This is a genomic window from Exiguobacterium sp. KRL4 (assembly GCF_001870785.1).
In the GTDB taxonomy this organism is placed as follows: domain Bacteria; phylum Bacillota; class Bacilli; order Exiguobacteriales; family Exiguobacteriaceae; genus Exiguobacterium_A.
Genome location: NZ_MOLV01000019.1, coordinates 86,365 through 103,393 on the forward strand (window position 1 = coordinate 86,365; position 17,029 = coordinate 103,393).

Sequence of the window (17,029 nt, forward strand, 5' to 3'; positions counted from 1 at the left end):
GTCCTCTAACCTAGAGGGCGCCCCGCTTTTAATCTTAATGAATCCAGCTCAAAGATAAAATCATTGTTTCGATTTCTTCTAGTTCCAATGACTCTCGGTCAGCAGAATATGTCAACAGAACAAGACGTTCGCCATCCGAATAGGCAAAAATTCGGATGAAGACCTCTTCCTCTTTCCCATCAACAGCAAGTAGTGCTTCTTTTGATGAGTTACGACGCGCTTCGAGAGGTCCGGTCAGTTCGATCCCAAACTCTTCTACCAACAAATTGATTTCTTGCTCGGCTGCTTCAAACGGTGTCAGTTCTTCCGTATCCGACTCATAGATGGATAACTGTAACGTCCCCATCGCATTTTCTTCCGTCGAATAAAAACTAACGAACGTTTCCTCTTCCTGATATTCAAACGTTTGTGGATATTGAAGTGTAATCCAATTATCGACCGTGTACTGTTTCATATGATTTCCTCCATTCGATTTATCTCGCCAAAATGTACGCCTGTCACGGCTAGTTGTTCCAAATACCGCGCTAGCGTATTCGAGAGGAAAATACGATTCGTACGTTCATCCCGTAAGATGTGGTGGGGACCAAGCGATTCACTGACGATGCGCTCCGTCATGAAATAGACCTGTCTTTTCCGAATGGTTCGGAAAATCTCCGTCTTATGTAGATGCTCCACCCGTCTTACCGCTAGTATATTGATGAGATAGTAATTGCTTAATCCCGATCGTGTCTTTAGTTGGACGCGAAGACACTGGATAGAAAACGGTGTCAACCGTTCCAGTGTCTGTTTCATCCGTTCAGATACAAGCGGGATATTCAACTCGTTCGGAAGCACGTCCGGTAACATATCCGCATCCTGTTCGATTGAAAAGGCAAGTAAGCTTGCGTTTAGAAACCACTCTCCTGTCGTGAAGCGATAACGATCGATTTGATGATGACATATCGCCATCCATCCTTTTCCCATCGGCTGTTCGCTCCAAACTCGAACTTTGTTCACCAGTCATTCGCTCCTCTTTCCATCCTCAGCCATTTACGCTCGTTACAGGAAGCTCATGTAAACGATTTAGCTATTATTATTGTACACATAAAATCAAAAGAATTACCTTTTTTCATAAAAGTCGTAGAAATAATCGCTTTGCTATGCTACTATATCTCATGTAGCCACTTTTGCGGGTGTAGTTTAGTGGTAAAACCTCAGCCTTCCAAGCTGATGATGAGAGTTCGATTCTCTTCACCCGCTCCAACTTATGACATAACATAGGTCACGACACATAGGTCAACGACCCTAATCCCTCTAGAGGGGAGACGACTCGCAACGATGCGGGTCGTCTTTTTTTTGTATACCCAAGGATACATACCACGTCTTTTGGGGTATAGTTCGTTATAAAAGTTTCCATCGAAGAAAGAGGAGGAATTCCATGATTCAGATGAAGATGCCCGGTGTGACAGTCTACCAAAGCACGTTAATGAAAACGACTTCGACGTTGATTGAAACACCCGACTGTCTGATCGTCGTTGATCCAGGCTGGCTACCGGATGAAATCGCGACGATTCGCCGGGACGTCGAAATCATCCGGCATGATCGTCCTCTTTATATCGTCTATACCCATGCCCACTTCGATCATATTTTGGGGGCATATGCTTTCAAGGATGCCATCGCGATTGCTTCCCGCCGGTTTATCGATGTCGATCAGGCCGGTGCACTCGAAGAGGTGCAACACTTTAATGATGAATACTACATCGAATCCCCTGTCCTATTTCCAAAAATCATGCATGTCATCGAAGAGTCAGAAACCACGTTGACGATCGGTAAAACGAAGTTGATTTTTTTCCTGACGCCCGGTCATGAAGCGACACACCTCTCTTTTGTCGTCATGCCCCTGCACATTCTTGTCTGCGGCGATTATGCATCGGATGTCGAAATCCCATTGATTGAACATGATTCCAGTGAATATTTGACGACGCTCGAACTGCTTGAATCGTTTATTTACGAATACGAAGTCAAGTTACTCATTCCCGGTCACGGACATATTTGTGACGTCCGGACCGAAATGATCGAACGCCTTCACCTCAGTTATGACTATATTTTAGCCTTGCGTGCCGGAAAAGAATCGAACTGGTCTCCGTCTTGGCAACGGACGTCATTCATGAGCCGCTTACACGAAAAAAACAAGCGCCAAATTACAAAAGAACATACGGAGCAACTTGCCCGACGCCAATACGATTAAAAAACGAGACAACGTCTGCCGCTTGTATTAAGCGGCAGACGTTGTCTCGTTTCGTATTAGCCCATTAATTCAATCATCAATGCTTTTTGGGCATGCAGACGATTTTCCGCCTGATCAAAAACAACAGAGTGAGGACCATCAATGACTTCCGCTGTCACTTCTTCCCCGCGATGTGCAGGAAGACAATGTAAGAAAATCACATCATCAACGGCTAACTTTAGTAACGTTTGATTGACTTGATACCCCTCGAAAGCATCCAAACGTTTTGCAGCTTCTTCTTCTTGTCCCATACTCGCAAACACATCGCTGTAAATGATGTCCGCCCCAACAACGGCTTTGTTCGGTTCGGTATATTGCTCGATTTTCCCACCTGTCTTTTTCGCCAGTTGCTTCGCCTGCTCCACAATCGTCTCATCCGGTGCGTAAGCAGCAGGACTACAAATCCGGATCGTCATCCCACTTAAGGCTCCACCGATCAATAGCGAATGTGCCATGTTGTTCCCATCACCAATATAGGTCAATACCTTCCCCGTCCGCTGACCGAAGTGTTCCTCAATCGTCAGTAAATCCGCTAAGACTTGGCATGGATGGTGCATGTCCGTTAAACCATTGATGATCGGGATCGTTCCATGTGTCGCCAGTGTCTCGACCGTTTCATGAGCAAACGTCCGGATCATCAAGGCATCGACATAACGACTCATCACTTGAATCGTGTCACTCAATGACTCGCCTCGCCCGATTTGCATGTCTGATCCGTTCAGTACAACCGGATGTCCCCCTAACTCGATGACACCCACTTCAAACGAAATACGTGTTCGCGTCGAGGCTTTTTCAAACAACAACGCTACCTTTTTTCCGCTAAGTGTGTCTGCATACGTCGTTGGAGCTTGCTTGACCGCTTTTGCCAGTTCTAATAAATCGGTTAATCCTTCCGCCGTCAATTCTTCCAAAGTCAATAAATGTCGTACCTGCTGTTTCGTGTTCGTCACTTGATTTGCTCCTTTCGTGTCATCCATTCCGCCAACGGCTTCACAGGGAGCATGTCAATCTTCTCGATGCTCTCAAAATACTGAGCCAGGTGTTTTTCGGTGATGACGAGAACTCCCTTGGTCAAAGCCAATGCGCGTTGTGCCTGTTCCTCTTCGCTGATCGAGAAGAACACTTGACACCGATCAAAATCAGTCTCGTTGTCTAACGGTACTGCGTCTGCCCATCCTTCCGTTCCTTTACCGGCAATTCGAAGAGTCCGATTCAGCATCATTGTTTTTGTTGTTTCATCATGGGCAAAACGTTCTTTTGCCAAACCGGTTAATGTCCACTGTAATGTTTCGCCGGTCGAACGCATGACGGGTCCCGTCATCGGATCAACATAACGTAATTTCAGCGTCGAAAAAATCGGGGTCTTCACCGCGTGGAACGGTAAACTCATCCGTTGTCCAGGTAACGCACGCACATGTTGCCCACTCGCCGCCTGGACTGCCCATTCGAGTAACGGTTGTCCTGTGACTTTGGCAACAATCGGTAATGTCCGCGATGCACGGGGATTGATTTCCAAGACATAAATATTTTGCTCTTTGACGACGAACTGGATGTTGAACGCTCCTTTGTAAGCAAGTTGTTGTCCGATGGTTTTAGCAATTCCTTCGATTTTGTCTTGTAACGTCAGCGTGGCCGAAACCGGCGGTAAGATCATCGTCGAGTCACCAGAGTGCACACCTGCGGCTTCAATCTGTTCCATAATAATGGGAACGTACGTCGTGATCCCATCAGAGATGCAATCCACTTCGAACTCCTTTCCTTCGATATAAGCATCCACTAAAATCGGAAACGACAGTTCAGGCAACAGCACTTCCAAGTCCGCTGCTGTTTTCAAACGATGCATGCCTTTTCCACCAATGACATAGGAAGGGCGAATCATCAACGGATAACCGAGCTGAGTCACAACGGTCGCTAACTCGACATGACTCGAGACTTCTTGGCCAGGAATATGCGCTATGTCGAGTCGATCTAAAAATTGATAGAAACGGTCCCGGTTTTCCATCTCATCAATCGTATCTGCCGTCGTTCCGAGTAGATGATAACCACGTTGTTCCAGTTCAGCCGCTAAGGCGATTGCCGTCTGTCCGCCAAATTGAACCAAAACCTCTTGGCAGTCTTCCGCCTCGAGCACATGCACTACATCTTCGATTGTCAACGGTTCGACATACAGTCGGTCGGCGACTTCAAAATCCGTTGAAACCGTTTCTGGATTGTTATTGATCATAATCGTTTCGAATCCACTTTGTTGGAGCGCACGAACGGCATGAACCGAACAATAATCGAATTCGATTCCTTGACCGATTCGAATCGGACCTGCCCCAAGAACAGCCACCTTTTTTTGAGTCGATGGCGCGACTTCTGTCTGCCCCGACCAACTGCCATAGAAATAGGGTGTCGGACTTGAAAATTCTGCTGCACACGTATCGATCATTTGAAATGCTGGTCGGATACCAAATTCTTGACGTTTCTGTTGGACGGAATCAACCGGTACTTCTAATACATCCGCGATTTGTTGATCCGTAAATCCGTGGCGTTTCGCTTTTAAAAGTGAATCCTCGGAAGTAAGATCCAATGTCGCCTGAATCGACAACAAGGTTTCGAGCACCGTAATGAACAACGGCTGAATCTGAGTCAGTTCGACGACTTGCTCGAGGGTCGTTTCTTTCCGATCGAGTAACGCTGCTGTCGCGAGCAGACGACGATCCGTGATCTGCTTCACTTCATTCCACAGTTCCGTCGTATCGGCTTGCTTCATCCAACTCGGATAAAGCGGAGCCTGTTCGATTCCCGCACCCCGCCAAGCTTTTTGCAACGCTTCTTCCAGCGTTTTCCCCATCGCCATGCTTTCGCCGGTCGCTTTCATCTGGGTTCCGAGTGCCCGGTCGCTCTCTGGGAATAGATCAAACGGAAAACAAGGGACTTTGGCTGTTATATAGTCCATCGTTGGTTCGAAACTCGCCATCGTCTCTTTCGTTACGGGATTGATACAATCATCTAATCGTTCTCCCAGTGCAAGGCGTGTCGCTAATTTCGCAATCGGATACCCCGTTGCTTTAGAGGCCAGTGCGGAAGACCGGCTGACCCGTGGGTTCACCTCGATGACATAATATTTTTGTTCTGTCGGATGAATCGCAAATTGAATGTTACATCCCCCGACGACGCCGAGCGCAGAGACGATTTCTCGGGCAGCAGTCCGTAACCGTTGATTCATCTGATCAGAAATCGATTGAATCGGTGCAAAAACAACGGAATCGCCCGTATGGACACCGACCGGATCAATATTCTCCATGTTACAGACGATAATCGTCGTATCAAATGCATCCCGCATCACTTCATACTCAACTTCTTTATATCCCGCAATGCTTGCTTCGACCAGACATTGTGAAATCGGACTCGCCTGTAACCCGTTCGCGGCAAGCGCCCGTGCTTCTGCTTTTGTCTCGGCGATGCCGCCTCCCGTTCCCCCTAACGTAAAGGCAGGACGAATGACAAGCGGAACACCTGACGTTTCCATGAATCCTTCTAGTTCAGCCAGTGTCTCGATCGTCTGACTGATCGGGAGCGGCTGACCGAGTTCAAGCATCCGCTGTTTAAAACGTTCACGATCTTCGCCATCGCGAATCGTTTCGAGTGAGGTGCCGAGCAGCTCAACTTGATATTGATCGAGCACACCGGCTTCTTCGAGCGATAGTGCCAGATTCAGGGCCGTTTGTCCGCCGACCGTCGCGAGCAGGTGGGTTGGACGTTCCCGCTTAATGATGGCAGTGGCCTTCTCGAGGGTCATCGCTTCGATATAGATATGGTCCGCCGTCGACGGATCCGTCATGATCGTAGCCGGATTCGAATTCATCAGCATGACCTCGCATCCCGCTTCCCGAAGTGTCTGACAGGCCTGTGTCCCTGAATAGTCAAATTCCGCTGCTTGTCCGATCACGATCGGACCCGATCCGATGACCATGACTTTTTTATGATCTTGCATACGCTACCTCCTGTTTTAAAATACTCGCTACGAATTGATCAAAAATCACCATCGCTTCGACAGGTCCAGGATGGGCTTCCGGATGGAACTGGACGGTCAAAATCGGATAAGCCGGATGGATCAGACCTTCGATTGAACCATCATTGATATGTTGATAAGCAGGAACAAGTTCAGACGCTTCGACACTCGTCGCCTGAACGACATAGCCATGATTTTGTGAAGTCATGAAAACACGTCCTGTCGCGAGTTCCCGAACCGGATGATTCGCCCCGCGGTGACCGTGATGTTGCTTCTCGATTTGACAACCAAAGGCTTTGGCAATGATTTGATGCCCCATACAAATGCCAAGTGTCGGATACGCTACTGCCAACTGTTTGATGTCAGCCGTCAGATGATCGAGTTGCACCGGATCACCCGGTCCGTTTGAAAAGAGTAATCCATCCGGTTTTAATTCATCAATCACGGATTTCGGGGTATCAAACGGAACGACCGTCACTTTCATCCGGCGTGCATTGAGCGCGTCAATCATCGATTTTTTCACACCGTAGTCCAGGCAGACCACGTGTCCGTCCGCTTGATCCGTCTCATGAACCTGATGCGTTTTTGTCGAAACCGTTGCAATCAAATCCGACGGTTGTGAAGACGATTGTTCGTTCAGCCCGATGGAGCCGACTTGATCGCCGTAGGTACGCAGGTGATGGACGAGAGCACGGGTATCAACTTGACTGAGGACAGGAATGTCGGATGCTGCCAACCAGTCGGCCAAATCAGATTCGGTTCCGTTATTCGCAAGCGTCTGAACGACGACACCCGCTACTTGAATCTGTTGACTTTCTGAATCCGCCGCAGAAACACCGTATTGTCCGATCAACGGATAGGTAAAGACGATAATCTGTCCACGATAGGAAGGATCAGTCAACACTTCCTGGTAACCGGTCATGCCGGTAAAAAAGACAACCTCTCCTTGAACCGATGCCGTTCCGGCCAATTCCCCCGGATACACCTGTCCATCTGCCAGTTGTAATGTTCCTACTGTTTTCACATCATGACCTCCTGTTGGCATACTGATTTGATTTTTTCGATCGCCAGATCAAGTTCTGACTCGGTGACGAATAGTGACGGCAACAATCGGAGGACGTTCGGTCCGGCACTGACGACCAATAACCCTATTTGTTGCAGTGCTTGAATCAATGGTGATACATGTTGATGAAACTCAATACCAATCATCAATCCGCGTCCTCTTACTTCACGAATCATGGATGACGGCAACTGTGCCAGCTGCTCCATGAGATACGTGCCTTTGTTCAGAACTTGTTTCATTTGTTCATCCGGTAACAACAAATCGAGTGTCGCTTCCGCTGCCGTCATCGCGAGCGGATTTCCGCCGAACGTCGATCCGTGTGTACCGGGAGTAAAGACTGTAGCAGCAATCGGTGTCGTAATGATTGCTCCGACCGGAAAACCACTTGCGAGTCCTTTAGCGATAGTGATGATATCCGGCTGGAGTGGTGTTTGTTCAAAGGCATAACGTGATCCCGTTCGTCCGATACCGGTCTGGACTTCATCGATGACAATTTTAACGTCATATTTTTTGGCTTGTTCCATCAAGGCCTGCAACCAGTCATTATCAGCTAGGATCACTCCCCCTTCTCCTTGGATGACTTCTAACCAGACAGCAGCCGTTTGTTCCGTAATCCTCTCCAGGCTCTTAAAATCATTGAACATGAGATGCTTAAAATCCGGAACCATTTCTCCAAATCCGGCTTTGATCTTCTCTTGACCCGTCGCTGCCATCATGGCGAATGTTCGACCATGAAACGACTGACTGAATGTCAGGATCTCCGTTTTTTGGGTCCATTTTCGAATCAGCTTAAAAGCTCCTTCGTTTGCCTCCGCCCCACTGTTACAAAAGAAGACATGACTGAGGTGACTATCCTTCGTCAATAATTCCGCAACACGTTCCTGCTTACTGCTGATAAACAAGTTCGATGTATGCCACAATTTTTGAAGCTGTTCTTCCACAGCATGTTGGACATACGGATGACGGTGTCCGGTATTACAAACAGCAATTCCCATCATGAAATCCAGATATTTTTGTCCTTTTGTATCCGTTACAAAGGACCCGTTTCCTTTTACAAGTTCGATGTCATGACGCTGATACGTTGGTAATAATGCGCTCATTTTTCTCCTCCTTCACCTGCGTCCCCGGACTGGTCACATCTTGTCCGAAGCGAATCCGGACATGTTTGATTCCTTGTCGTGCTGCTTCAATGAGTGCCTCCGCCTTCGGAATCATTCCTCCATTGATTTCTGTCGATTCGAGTCCTGCCTGTAAATCAGAAATCGTCACCTCCGACTGATCTAAACCATTTAGCTTGATTCCTGCCACATCGGTTAACAATTCAAATTCATCTACTGTTAATTCCGTGGCTAACGCGACGGCACACGTATCTCCGTTACAGTTCAGCGTGCCCTCGGAACCTGTGATCAATGACGTGACAACAGGAATGAAGCCTGTTTGCATGAGTGTGTGAAATAACTTATCTTCGATTTTCGTGACTTGTCCAACTGCTCCGTACTCCGGTTGTTTTTCACCCCGGATGCTCGCTCCATCAATCCCCGTTATACCAACCGCTGGTAACTTGTATTGATTTAACGTATAGACGATTTTTGATTGCACTTCACCGCCAAGAACACGTTCTGCCCCAAGCAATACTTCAGCCGTCGTCACTCGGACTCCCGCTTGGAATATGGAATCAATTTGGAGTTCTCGACAGTAAGCAGATAATGCCGGTCCACCACCATGCATGAAAATCAATTCATTTTTTGCAGCTAACCACTCGGACCACTCCTCGTAATAGCGAGGATCCAATTGTTCGAACACACTTCCACCCAGTTTGATTAATTTTCGTTTCTTCATGTGCGGTAACTCGCGTTGATTTTGATATAGTCATACGTCAAGTCACACCCGAAGGCATGTCCACTTTTCGTCCCTTGATTCAAGTTCACTTCAATCTCGACCACGTCTGCCGCTAACTCATTCGACGCTACCGTCTCGTCAAACAAGACCGGCATACTTTGACAAAGCACCGTTTGAGACCCGATCCGGATGTCGATTTGACTGACATCAATCGGTTCATCGATACTCCCGATCGCAGCCACGATACGTCCCCAATTGGCATCTTCTCCAAAAATCGCAGTCTTCACGAGCGATGAGCCTACGATTTGTTTCGCAATCTTTCGACCAAGCAACTCGTCTTTTGTACCATTTACTTTGACTTCAATCAGTTTCGTAGCCCCTTCTCCATCGCGCGCAATTTGTTTCGCTAGATCCTGACAGACTTGGTCAACGGCTTGTTGGAACTGATCCGCCTCTGTTGTTCCCTGTTCAATCGATTCTGTTTGCGCAGCACCACTCGCCAGGATCATTACCATATCGTTCGTCGAACTGTCTCCATCGACCGTAATACAGTTAAATGTCCGATTCACGGCCGTTTTTAGAATATCTTGGAGAAAAACAGCATCAATTGAAGCATCCGTCGTTAAAAACCCAAGCATCGTCGCCATGTTCGGATGAATCATGCCAGAACCTTTAGCGGCTCCGCAAACCGAGACGACCTTGCCATTTAGTAGCACTTGTCGCCCAGCCGTCTTAGTCCCCGTATCGGTCGTTAAGATCGCTGTCGCAAAGTCTTCCGCCTGTGTTTCCTCGATATCCGGTTTCAACTGTTCGATTCCTTGTAATAACGTATCAATCGCCATCGGCTGACCAATGATACCCGTTGAGGCAATGACGACATGTTCAGGCGCTAATTGAAACTGTTCCGCAACGGCGTGTTGCGAGGCATAGGCATGCTCGAGTCCGCGTTGTCCTGTACACGCATTGGCATTCCCACTGTTAACCAAAACAGCATGTACTTTTCCCCCTGAAGTTGCCATCGCTTGTTTCGTCACCGTGATGGGTGCCGCCTGAACTTGATTTGTCGTATAGACGGCTGCTGCTTCAGCGCCCCCTTCACATAATAAAAGCGCTAAATCTTTACGTTTTCGTCTAAGTCCGACATGGATTCCTGTTGCTTTAAACCCTTTTGGTGTCGTTACGGTCAACGGTGATGTCAGTTGTGCATTTAACATAGTCATGATCCCCTCTATATAAAGAATGGCTGTTGTGTCAGACCTAGTGTCTCTGGATATCCACATACGACATTGGCGTTTTGAATGGCTTGTCCCGCTGCACCTTTTTGCATATTGTCGATGACAGACACGACCGTCAATCTTCCGGTTCTCGGATCGACATACACGGACAAGTCACAATAATTACTACCGGCTGCCGATTTGATTTCCGGTTCTGCTTGTCCAATCCGGATGAACGGTTCATTTTCATACTTTTCACTGAACCACGCCCGCCATGCTGCTTCTGTTTTCTCGACAAGTGGTTGTAGCGTCATCGTCGCCATGATTCCCCGATTGAGGGGGACTAAATAAGTAGCCAGCGATATCATGATTTTTTGGCCGGTGATATCTTCGGCGATGGATTCGATTTCCGGAATATGCTGGTGACGGTTCATTTTGTATAATCGAACGTTTTCACTCGACCGAACGTGATGGGTCTGTTCCGTCAATGTTTTTCCTGCACCGGATAATCCGGAGCTCGCATGAACGATGATCTGCGCCGGATCAATCATTTCTTCCGCAAGCAGCGGCAACAATCCGAGTAAAATCGCCGTCGCATAACAGCCTGGATTCGCGATGAGCCGGCTTTGCTTGATTTGATCTCGTTTCCATTCAGTTAATCCATATGTCGCCTTTCTTTGGATCAAACGGTCAACTCCTTCATGGCCATACCATTTTTCATACACTGTTTTTTCCAGACGTAAATCACCACTTAAGTCGATCACTGTCCCCTTCCAATTGCCTAACTGTTTCACATAGTTCATCGAAATACCGCTTGGTGTCGCTAAAAATAGAATGTCCGTCTCGACCTCTTCAATATGTTCCACCGAAAACCTAGCCAAACGTGAATAGTTGTTTTTATTCATAAAACTGTATAAATGATTAATGTCTTGGTCTGTCATCGAGTCGCTGACCAATGAAACGATTTCTAGATAAGGATGTAGTTCAATCATTCGTATCAATTCAATCGCAGCGTATCCCGTTGCTCCAACAATCGTACACTTCATCTTCGAAACTCCTTCGTAATAAATGATAACTCGATTTAAACATATGAATATTTATACTGTCAATTGTATTTTTATTTATTTTAAGACACAGAAAAAGGCTTTGATCAATGACATCTCACTCGATGTAACTGATCAAAGCCTTTTTTACGTTTTTTCATTTATCTTTTTTCTGCTCGTTGTGCGACTAGATGATCGATCCCAAAAACACTAACGCCCATTAAAGCAATGACGACGACAAAAATTGCAGTAAACATATGTAATCCCTCCTGTTCACAAAATAGACATCTCTTATTTCCTATTGTGCAAGATTTCTTTAAAAAAAGAAAGCGTTTACGACAAAAAATCGTCACATTTTGATTTATTTTGTCGTTTTCCAGCAAAATCTAGATAGTTGACGAATACTCTCATATCCGATAACATAACAACTGTTCTTTACTTTCGTACGTAAAAGCAAACAAGCATAAACGCAACATAGAATTAAGGAGGTGGAAGCATGCGCATATCCTTTCGTGAGTCCGCAGCTATCCTAGGAATCAGTATCATCATCTTATTATCTGTATTATTCGGTGCCAAAGCCGAACCGCATCTTGCCATTTTATCGAGTTTGATTTTCATCACAGGTTATGCCGCTTTCCGTGGTTTTGGATACGAACAGCTTGAACAACATATGATCAGCGGGATTCGTGAAGCCATCAAACCAATTTTAATCATGTTACTCGTCGGGATGACGATTGCCGTCTGGATGATGAGTGGTGCCGTTCCGACACTTCTCCATTTTGGACTTGAAACGCTGTCTGCTACCTGGTTTGCTCCAAGTGCTTTGATCATCACAATGATTGTGTCAACGTTTACCGGTAGTTCGTTTACGACGATCGGGACCGTAGGTGTCGCTTTAATGGGGATTGCCGTTGCACTTGGTGTCAACCCGGCACTTGCCGCCGGTGCCATCATCAGTGGAGCTTGTTTTGGCGACAAGATGTCTCCATTGTCGGATACGACAAATTTTGCACCAGGTATCGTCAATGTTTCGGTGTTTGATCACATCCGTTTCATGATGGGTACGACCATTCCAGCGATTACCATCACTTTTATTTTGTTCTTTATTTTCGGACGAGGTGACGGTTCGATTGATTCAGAAACGATCGGCTCGACCCAACAAGAACTAGCTCGGTTGTTTGATTTATCACCGTGGACACTGCTGTCACCGCTTCTTGTGATGATCCTCGCTTTACGTAAGACACCTGTCGTCCCAACACTAATCGTTGGTGTGTTGAGTGGACTGCTGTTAACCGGGCTGACACAAGGAAATTGGAATATCGGACAATGGATGAGTGTCATTCAAAATGGTTTGAAGTTAGAAACTGAAAATCAGACCGTTTCTAATATCATCAGTAAAGGTGGTCTTCAATCGATGATGTGGTCCGTCTCTCTTGTCATGTTAGCTTTGGCTTTCGGTGGTGTTCTTCGCGGGATCGGTGTCATCGATGTCATCATCGAACACACTGTTTCTAGACTGAAACGCGACGGGAGCATCATCTCATCTGCTGCTCTCGCTTCCATTGGTGTCAATTTCATGGCGGGGGAACAGTACTTGTCCATCTTGTTGCCAGGACAAGCATTCAAAAAGATTTTTGAAGACCGTTCGATTGATCTACGCTTCTTGTCACGCGCCCTAGAAGATGGTGGGACGCTCGTCAATCCATTGATTCCTTGGGGCGTATCCGGCGCATTTTTCGCATCGACACTTGGTGTCCCGGTCACAGCGTACGTGCCGTTTGCGTTTTTCTTGCTGCTTTCACCATTCTTTACATTCGTGTTTGCTTTCACCCGTCCCACTAAAAAACCTGCACAGGATTTGGCCGCTTAATTCGCGCCTTCACCTCATAATTTTTCCGAGTAGAACTGTTTATTCAGTTCTACTTTTTTTGAGAAAAAACGTATTTGACTCTTCTTCACTTTCGATTTGTTTGGCAAAAACTGTACAGAATTCATCAATCACAAATAAAGATGTGTAGATCTAAAGGGAAATGGGAATATACCAAACATAAGATTAAAAAATTACAACGAATTATAAAGAGAGAAATTTGCACCCGACTTTTGGGATGCCTTCGGTGTAATTTTGTAGGAGGAGTTCGATTATGATCAAACGTGGCACACTGGAACGGCTTGATGGAAAATATGCTGTTCTTCTCTGGGAGAACGGTTCAAGTTTCATCCCACGCCGCTATCTGCCGACTGAGGCAAGGCTTGGTGATACAATATTATTCGATGGTTCAAGTTACTCAATTGATGCATCTAGTTCTACGCAGTCTTCCTTTCAAACATTTTCGTTTCGGCAAATGGGTTGACACATAAAAAGCCTTCTGTCCGTGAGAATTGACCAATAGACAATCTGTCTCTTGTTAGTCCTTTCTTGCATACAGATGGCTTTTTTTGGTGTTTACCGGACATGGAGCGTTTGTTCACAACAGTTCGGACAAGGGGTCTGCGCGACATCATCCAACGATAGTCGCGTTAATACGGATCCATCCCGTTCACATTGATGTGTCGGTTCGATAATTTCTTTTTCCAGCAATAAGGCACACCAAAAGCGGGTCGAGATCTCATGACAAGTCGGACATTGGAATAAATCATATTGATGGGGGACCCACCCTTCTTCAATCTCATCAATATGCGCATGATACGCGCGAATGAGATCGGCCCGGATTCGGTCATCAATCTGCTGACGGCTGACTAACGGTTCCTGATAAGGCGGTACGAATAAAAACGGCAAGGCGGAAGTAGAATGTTCGATCCCATATGTCAACATGGACGGAAAAGACTTCCATTCTTCTTTTTGTCCCACTTCAATGCTTTGGTGATACGTACAGACACCACAGTACAGTTCCATGCTTTTATCCTCCGATCTTCTGCACCATTTCCTGTAACATCTTTTCCGTAACCGGTCCTACATGCTTGCCGACAATCGTTCCTGTCCGATCAATGATATAGGTCGCAGGCATCGCAACTAAGCGGTAATCTTTTTCAGACTGTCCCTTCGTATCATAAAGGACAGAGTAGGTGATGGGTGTTTGCTTTAGAAACTGTTCGACGTCCGTCAATCGCCTTTCTGCAGTCGTCACGTTAATCCCATATACAGGAATGTTCGTAGATTCAGAAAACCGATTTAACTCTGGTATTTCCTGCCGGCACTGAGGACACCAGGTTGCCCAGAAATTAATGATGATGAGTTGATCCGTCAAGTCGGTTAAACGGACGGGTTGACCATTTTGTTCTAATTCGAGGTCAGGTGCTTTCATTCCTGTTTCAAGTCCCCCTTCCGCCTGTTGCTTCGCTTGAATTTGTTGCTGATCTTGTTTGGTTTCGTATGTGCTATAACTGGTGTAGACGACACCTGAAACGACAACTGTCATCAGAAGATACAATACATATTTTTTCACTGATTTCTCCACTCCTCTATTCCTCTAGTTTAGCAGAATCGTTCCCTATATTTGCGACAAAAAAAGTGTCCAAATTCCTAATCGGAATCGGACACTCTATTTGTGAACCCTATAGAACTTCATGAATTTTATCTTGAATGACTATTAGTTGTAACGTGGTAATTGTTTTTTCACTTGTCGGTTATCCTTGACACTACCTACTGCTTCATCTCCACCAAGTGCTTCGTTTAACGCTGTTTTGCCTTGTTTGACCTCCAGGCGGCGATTGAACACAGCCCGGTTATCGACAGAAGCGACAAGAATTGAAGCGACGTCCGTTTCCGAAATCGTTGCTTCTTTGACATCCTTTAAGTCTTCATCTGCTTCAATCAATCCGCGGCCTTCTCCATCGACGATATCGACTGGACAGATGATGGTATAAGTCAGGCCACTATGCTCGACCTGCTCTTCAGCCGCATTTTTCGCAGCATAGAACGGATACATTTCTTTTTTAAACTGATTTGGACGATCAGCGCCATAGGCACTGAGGAGGACGAAATGACGAACACGCGCCTTTTTCGCAGCATCAATCGTTTTCAAGGCCACCGTCCGGTCGAGCAACTCGATTTCCGTCGCTTCTCCGTCGACACCGGCCGTTGCCGCACAAATGACAGCATCTTGTCCGGAAACGCCATGTTCGATGACTTTTTCGAGTTCTGTTTCGATGTCGACATAGTGCGCCTTGACACCCAGTTTCTCAAATCGTTCGACTAAATGTTGATGCCGTACGATGACAGTGACCTGATGACCTTTTGCTAGCGACTTGACGACACGAGCTCCGATTGTACCTGATGCACCTACAACTAATACTTTCATATGATAGGTCCCTCCTCGATAGATTAGTCACCTTTAGTAATTTCCACTGTTCGAGAAAGAACAAACCCCTTTTGAAAAATTAATCATTTTTTAGCGTCCCGTAAAATGTCGTATCGAGTTTCGCACGCAGTTCTTTCAGTTCTTTTTCCTTTGGGAAATCATAGAAGATACCATTCATCCGTTCGCTGACACCTTCGACTTCAAGGTGTTCACGCTCCGACAACAAGGCAAGTGACAAGCCAGCCGTCATCATTTGACGAACACTGACGTCTAGATTCATCTCTTCTTTCATATAGCGGTTTGCATCAGGAATACTTGACCAACCTGTCGGCTTCATCAAATCTGTCGCTACGGCTTGGATGACTTCAGATTGACGATTCGCGCGGGCAACGTCGGTATCTGATTTCCGGTGTCTGGAATAGGCCAGTGCCATCGCTCCGTCCATATGATATTCTTTTCCTTTTTGGAACGTATACTGATTGGCTTTTCCACTGGCATCTTGTTCGGAGAATGTTCCTGTCGATACAAGGTCGATCCCACCAATCTCATCGATCAAACCGATAAAACTATCAAAGGAAATGACGATTTTACTATCGATGTCTTGATCGAGCAGTTCACTGACGGCACTACTTGTACAGTCTTCACCTCCGTAGGCGAACGCGTGTGTAATCTTATCTTTTTTCCCGTCTTCACAAGCAATTGGTGTATACGTATCTCGCGGAATCGACGTCAGTTGAATCGTCCGTGATAAGGGAACGAACTGCATGACGGACAACGAGTCTGACCGCGATCCCCGTAACGATTCTCCTGGTCGTGCATCACTACCAATCAGCAGGAATGTAAATGGTTGTGAACCGAAAACGATGAGTCCGATTAAGATAAGCATGATGAGACCAATCAGTTTCCCTTTAAAACGTCGTTTCTTTTTTGCGGCCGGCTGCTTTTTTAAAGCACGATCGGACGAACGAGAAGCACTTGGTTCGTCCGTCCGGCGGTTACGTGACGAACGTCGTTGATTCAATCGGTTTTTGACCACAACCGCAAACCGGTTTCCCGAGCGAAACACTGTGCCGAATCCCGTCCGAAGGCGCCGTTGACCTGCTGTTTGTCGGGCACCTGCCGTCTGCTTTTTCCGTTCAATGGGCGGATTATCTAAATAACGCTGACTAGCAGATTGTTCCTGCCTCGGACCAGCCTCGTTCGGTTCCTGTTCTTGCTCTCCATGAGGATGCTCTTCTGACTCACGTAACCCTTCTTGACGTTTTCGTTCTAACCGGGAACGTCCCGAGTGAAATTCTTCCATAAGCTA

General features: G+C 46.5%; 16 protein-coding genes and 1 tRNA gene. 4 read left to right on the forward strand and 13 right to left on the reverse strand.

Annotation, left to right across the window (positions count from 1 at the left end; all coding sequences use genetic code 11):
- Window positions 1-34: 34 nt before the first annotated feature.
- Window positions 35-454: a hypothetical protein gene (locus BLD48_RS11890; protein WP_071500390.1), complete on the reverse strand. Its 420-nt coding sequence runs from the start codon at window positions 452-454 to the stop codon at window positions 35-37.
- Complete coding sequence (locus tag BLD48_RS11895; RefSeq protein WP_236630010.1) at window positions 451-996, reverse strand: imm11 family protein; 546 nt, start codon at window positions 994-996, stop codon at window positions 451-453. The genes BLD48_RS11890 and BLD48_RS11895 overlap by 4 nt, the downstream gene beginning before the upstream one ends.
- Before the next feature lie 172 nt (window positions 997-1,168).
- On the opposite strand from BLD48_RS11895, the gene BLD48_RS11900 reads away from it, so the two are divergent.
- Window positions 1,169-1,242 (forward strand) — tRNA-Gly (locus tag BLD48_RS11900).
- Window positions 1,243-1,417: 175 nt separating this feature from the next.
- A complete protein-coding gene (locus BLD48_RS11905) occupies window positions 1,418-2,227 on the forward strand; it encodes an MBL fold metallo-hydrolase (protein WP_071500392.1) in 810 nt (269 codons plus the stop codon).
- Between the two features lie 56 nt (window positions 2,228-2,283).
- Here the strand turns inward: BLD48_RS11905 and argF are convergent, their stop codons facing one another.
- From argF to argC, 7 genes are read right to left on the reverse strand one after another with little or no spacing between them, the layout of a single operon-like run.
- Window positions 2,284-3,243, reverse strand: a complete 960-nt coding sequence (argF, locus tag BLD48_RS11910) for an ornithine carbamoyltransferase (protein ID WP_071500393.1) — start codon at window positions 3,241-3,243, stop codon at window positions 2,284-2,286.
- On the reverse strand, window positions 3,213-6,245 hold the full coding sequence (carB, locus tag BLD48_RS11915; protein ID WP_071500394.1) for a carbamoyl-phosphate synthase (glutamine-hydrolyzing) large subunit: 3,033 nt from the start codon (window positions 6,243-6,245) through the stop codon (window positions 3,213-3,215). The genes argF and carB overlap by 31 nt, the downstream gene beginning before the upstream one ends.
- Window positions 6,232-7,287, reverse strand: coding sequence for a carbamoyl phosphate synthase small subunit (locus tag BLD48_RS11920; RefSeq protein ID WP_083412321.1), 1,056 nt, complete (start codon window positions 7,285-7,287; stop codon window positions 6,232-6,234). Before BLD48_RS11920 ends, carB begins: the two co-directional genes overlap by 14 nt.
- The gene (locus BLD48_RS11925) at window positions 7,284-8,426 is read right to left on the reverse strand and encodes an acetylornithine transaminase (protein ID WP_071500396.1); all 1,143 of its coding nucleotides are present in this window, start codon (window positions 8,424-8,426) and stop codon (window positions 7,284-7,286) included. The genes BLD48_RS11920 and BLD48_RS11925 overlap by 4 nt, the downstream gene beginning before the upstream one ends.
- Window positions 8,392-9,165: an acetylglutamate kinase gene (gene argB, locus BLD48_RS11930; RefSeq protein ID WP_071500397.1), complete on the reverse strand. Its 774-nt coding sequence runs from the start codon at window positions 9,163-9,165 to the stop codon at window positions 8,392-8,394. The genes BLD48_RS11925 and argB overlap by 35 nt, the downstream gene beginning before the upstream one ends.
- A complete protein-coding gene (gene argJ / locus BLD48_RS11935) occupies window positions 9,162-10,379 on the reverse strand; it encodes a bifunctional glutamate N-acetyltransferase/amino-acid acetyltransferase ArgJ (protein WP_083412322.1) in 1,218 nt (405 codons plus the stop codon). The genes argB and argJ overlap by 4 nt, the downstream gene beginning before the upstream one ends.
- Before the next feature lie 14 nt (window positions 10,380-10,393).
- Window positions 10,394-11,425, reverse strand: a complete 1,032-nt coding sequence (gene argC, locus BLD48_RS11940; protein WP_071500399.1) for an N-acetyl-gamma-glutamyl-phosphate reductase — start codon at window positions 11,423-11,425, stop codon at window positions 10,394-10,396.
- A gap of 493 nt (window positions 11,426-11,918) precedes the next feature.
- Between argC and nhaC the strand changes: the two genes are divergently transcribed.
- On the forward strand, window positions 11,919-13,292 hold the full coding sequence (nhaC, locus tag BLD48_RS11945) for a Na+/H+ antiporter NhaC (RefSeq protein WP_071500400.1): 1,374 nt from the start codon (window positions 11,919-11,921) through the stop codon (window positions 13,290-13,292).
- Window positions 13,293-13,563: 271 nt separating this feature from the next.
- A complete protein-coding gene (locus tag BLD48_RS11950) occupies window positions 13,564-13,773 on the forward strand; it encodes a DUF3006 family protein (RefSeq protein WP_071500401.1) in 210 nt (69 codons plus the stop codon).
- Between the two features lie 92 nt (window positions 13,774-13,865).
- Here the strand turns inward: BLD48_RS11950 and BLD48_RS11955 are convergent, their stop codons facing one another.
- The 4 genes from BLD48_RS11955 to BLD48_RS11970 form a co-directional block, all read right to left on the reverse strand.
- Complete coding sequence (locus BLD48_RS11955) at window positions 13,866-14,315, reverse strand: hypothetical protein (RefSeq protein ID WP_071500402.1); 450 nt, start codon at window positions 14,313-14,315, stop codon at window positions 13,866-13,868.
- 4 nt (window positions 14,316-14,319) lie between these two features.
- Window positions 14,320-14,865 carry a TlpA family protein disulfide reductase gene (locus BLD48_RS11960; RefSeq protein WP_071500403.1) on the reverse strand — a complete coding sequence of 182 codons (546 nt, stop codon included), beginning with the start codon at window positions 14,863-14,865 and terminating at the stop codon, window positions 14,320-14,322.
- Between the two features lie 144 nt (window positions 14,866-15,009).
- Complete coding sequence (locus BLD48_RS11965) at window positions 15,010-15,720, reverse strand: NAD(P)H-binding protein (protein WP_014969566.1); 711 nt, start codon at window positions 15,718-15,720, stop codon at window positions 15,010-15,012.
- A gap of 79 nt (window positions 15,721-15,799) precedes the next feature.
- Window positions 15,800-17,023 (reverse strand): LCP family protein, encoded by a 1,224-nt coding sequence (locus BLD48_RS11970; protein WP_071500404.1) that lies wholly within the window; start codon window positions 17,021-17,023, stop codon window positions 15,800-15,802.
- Window positions 17,024-17,029: the final 6 nt, after the last annotated feature.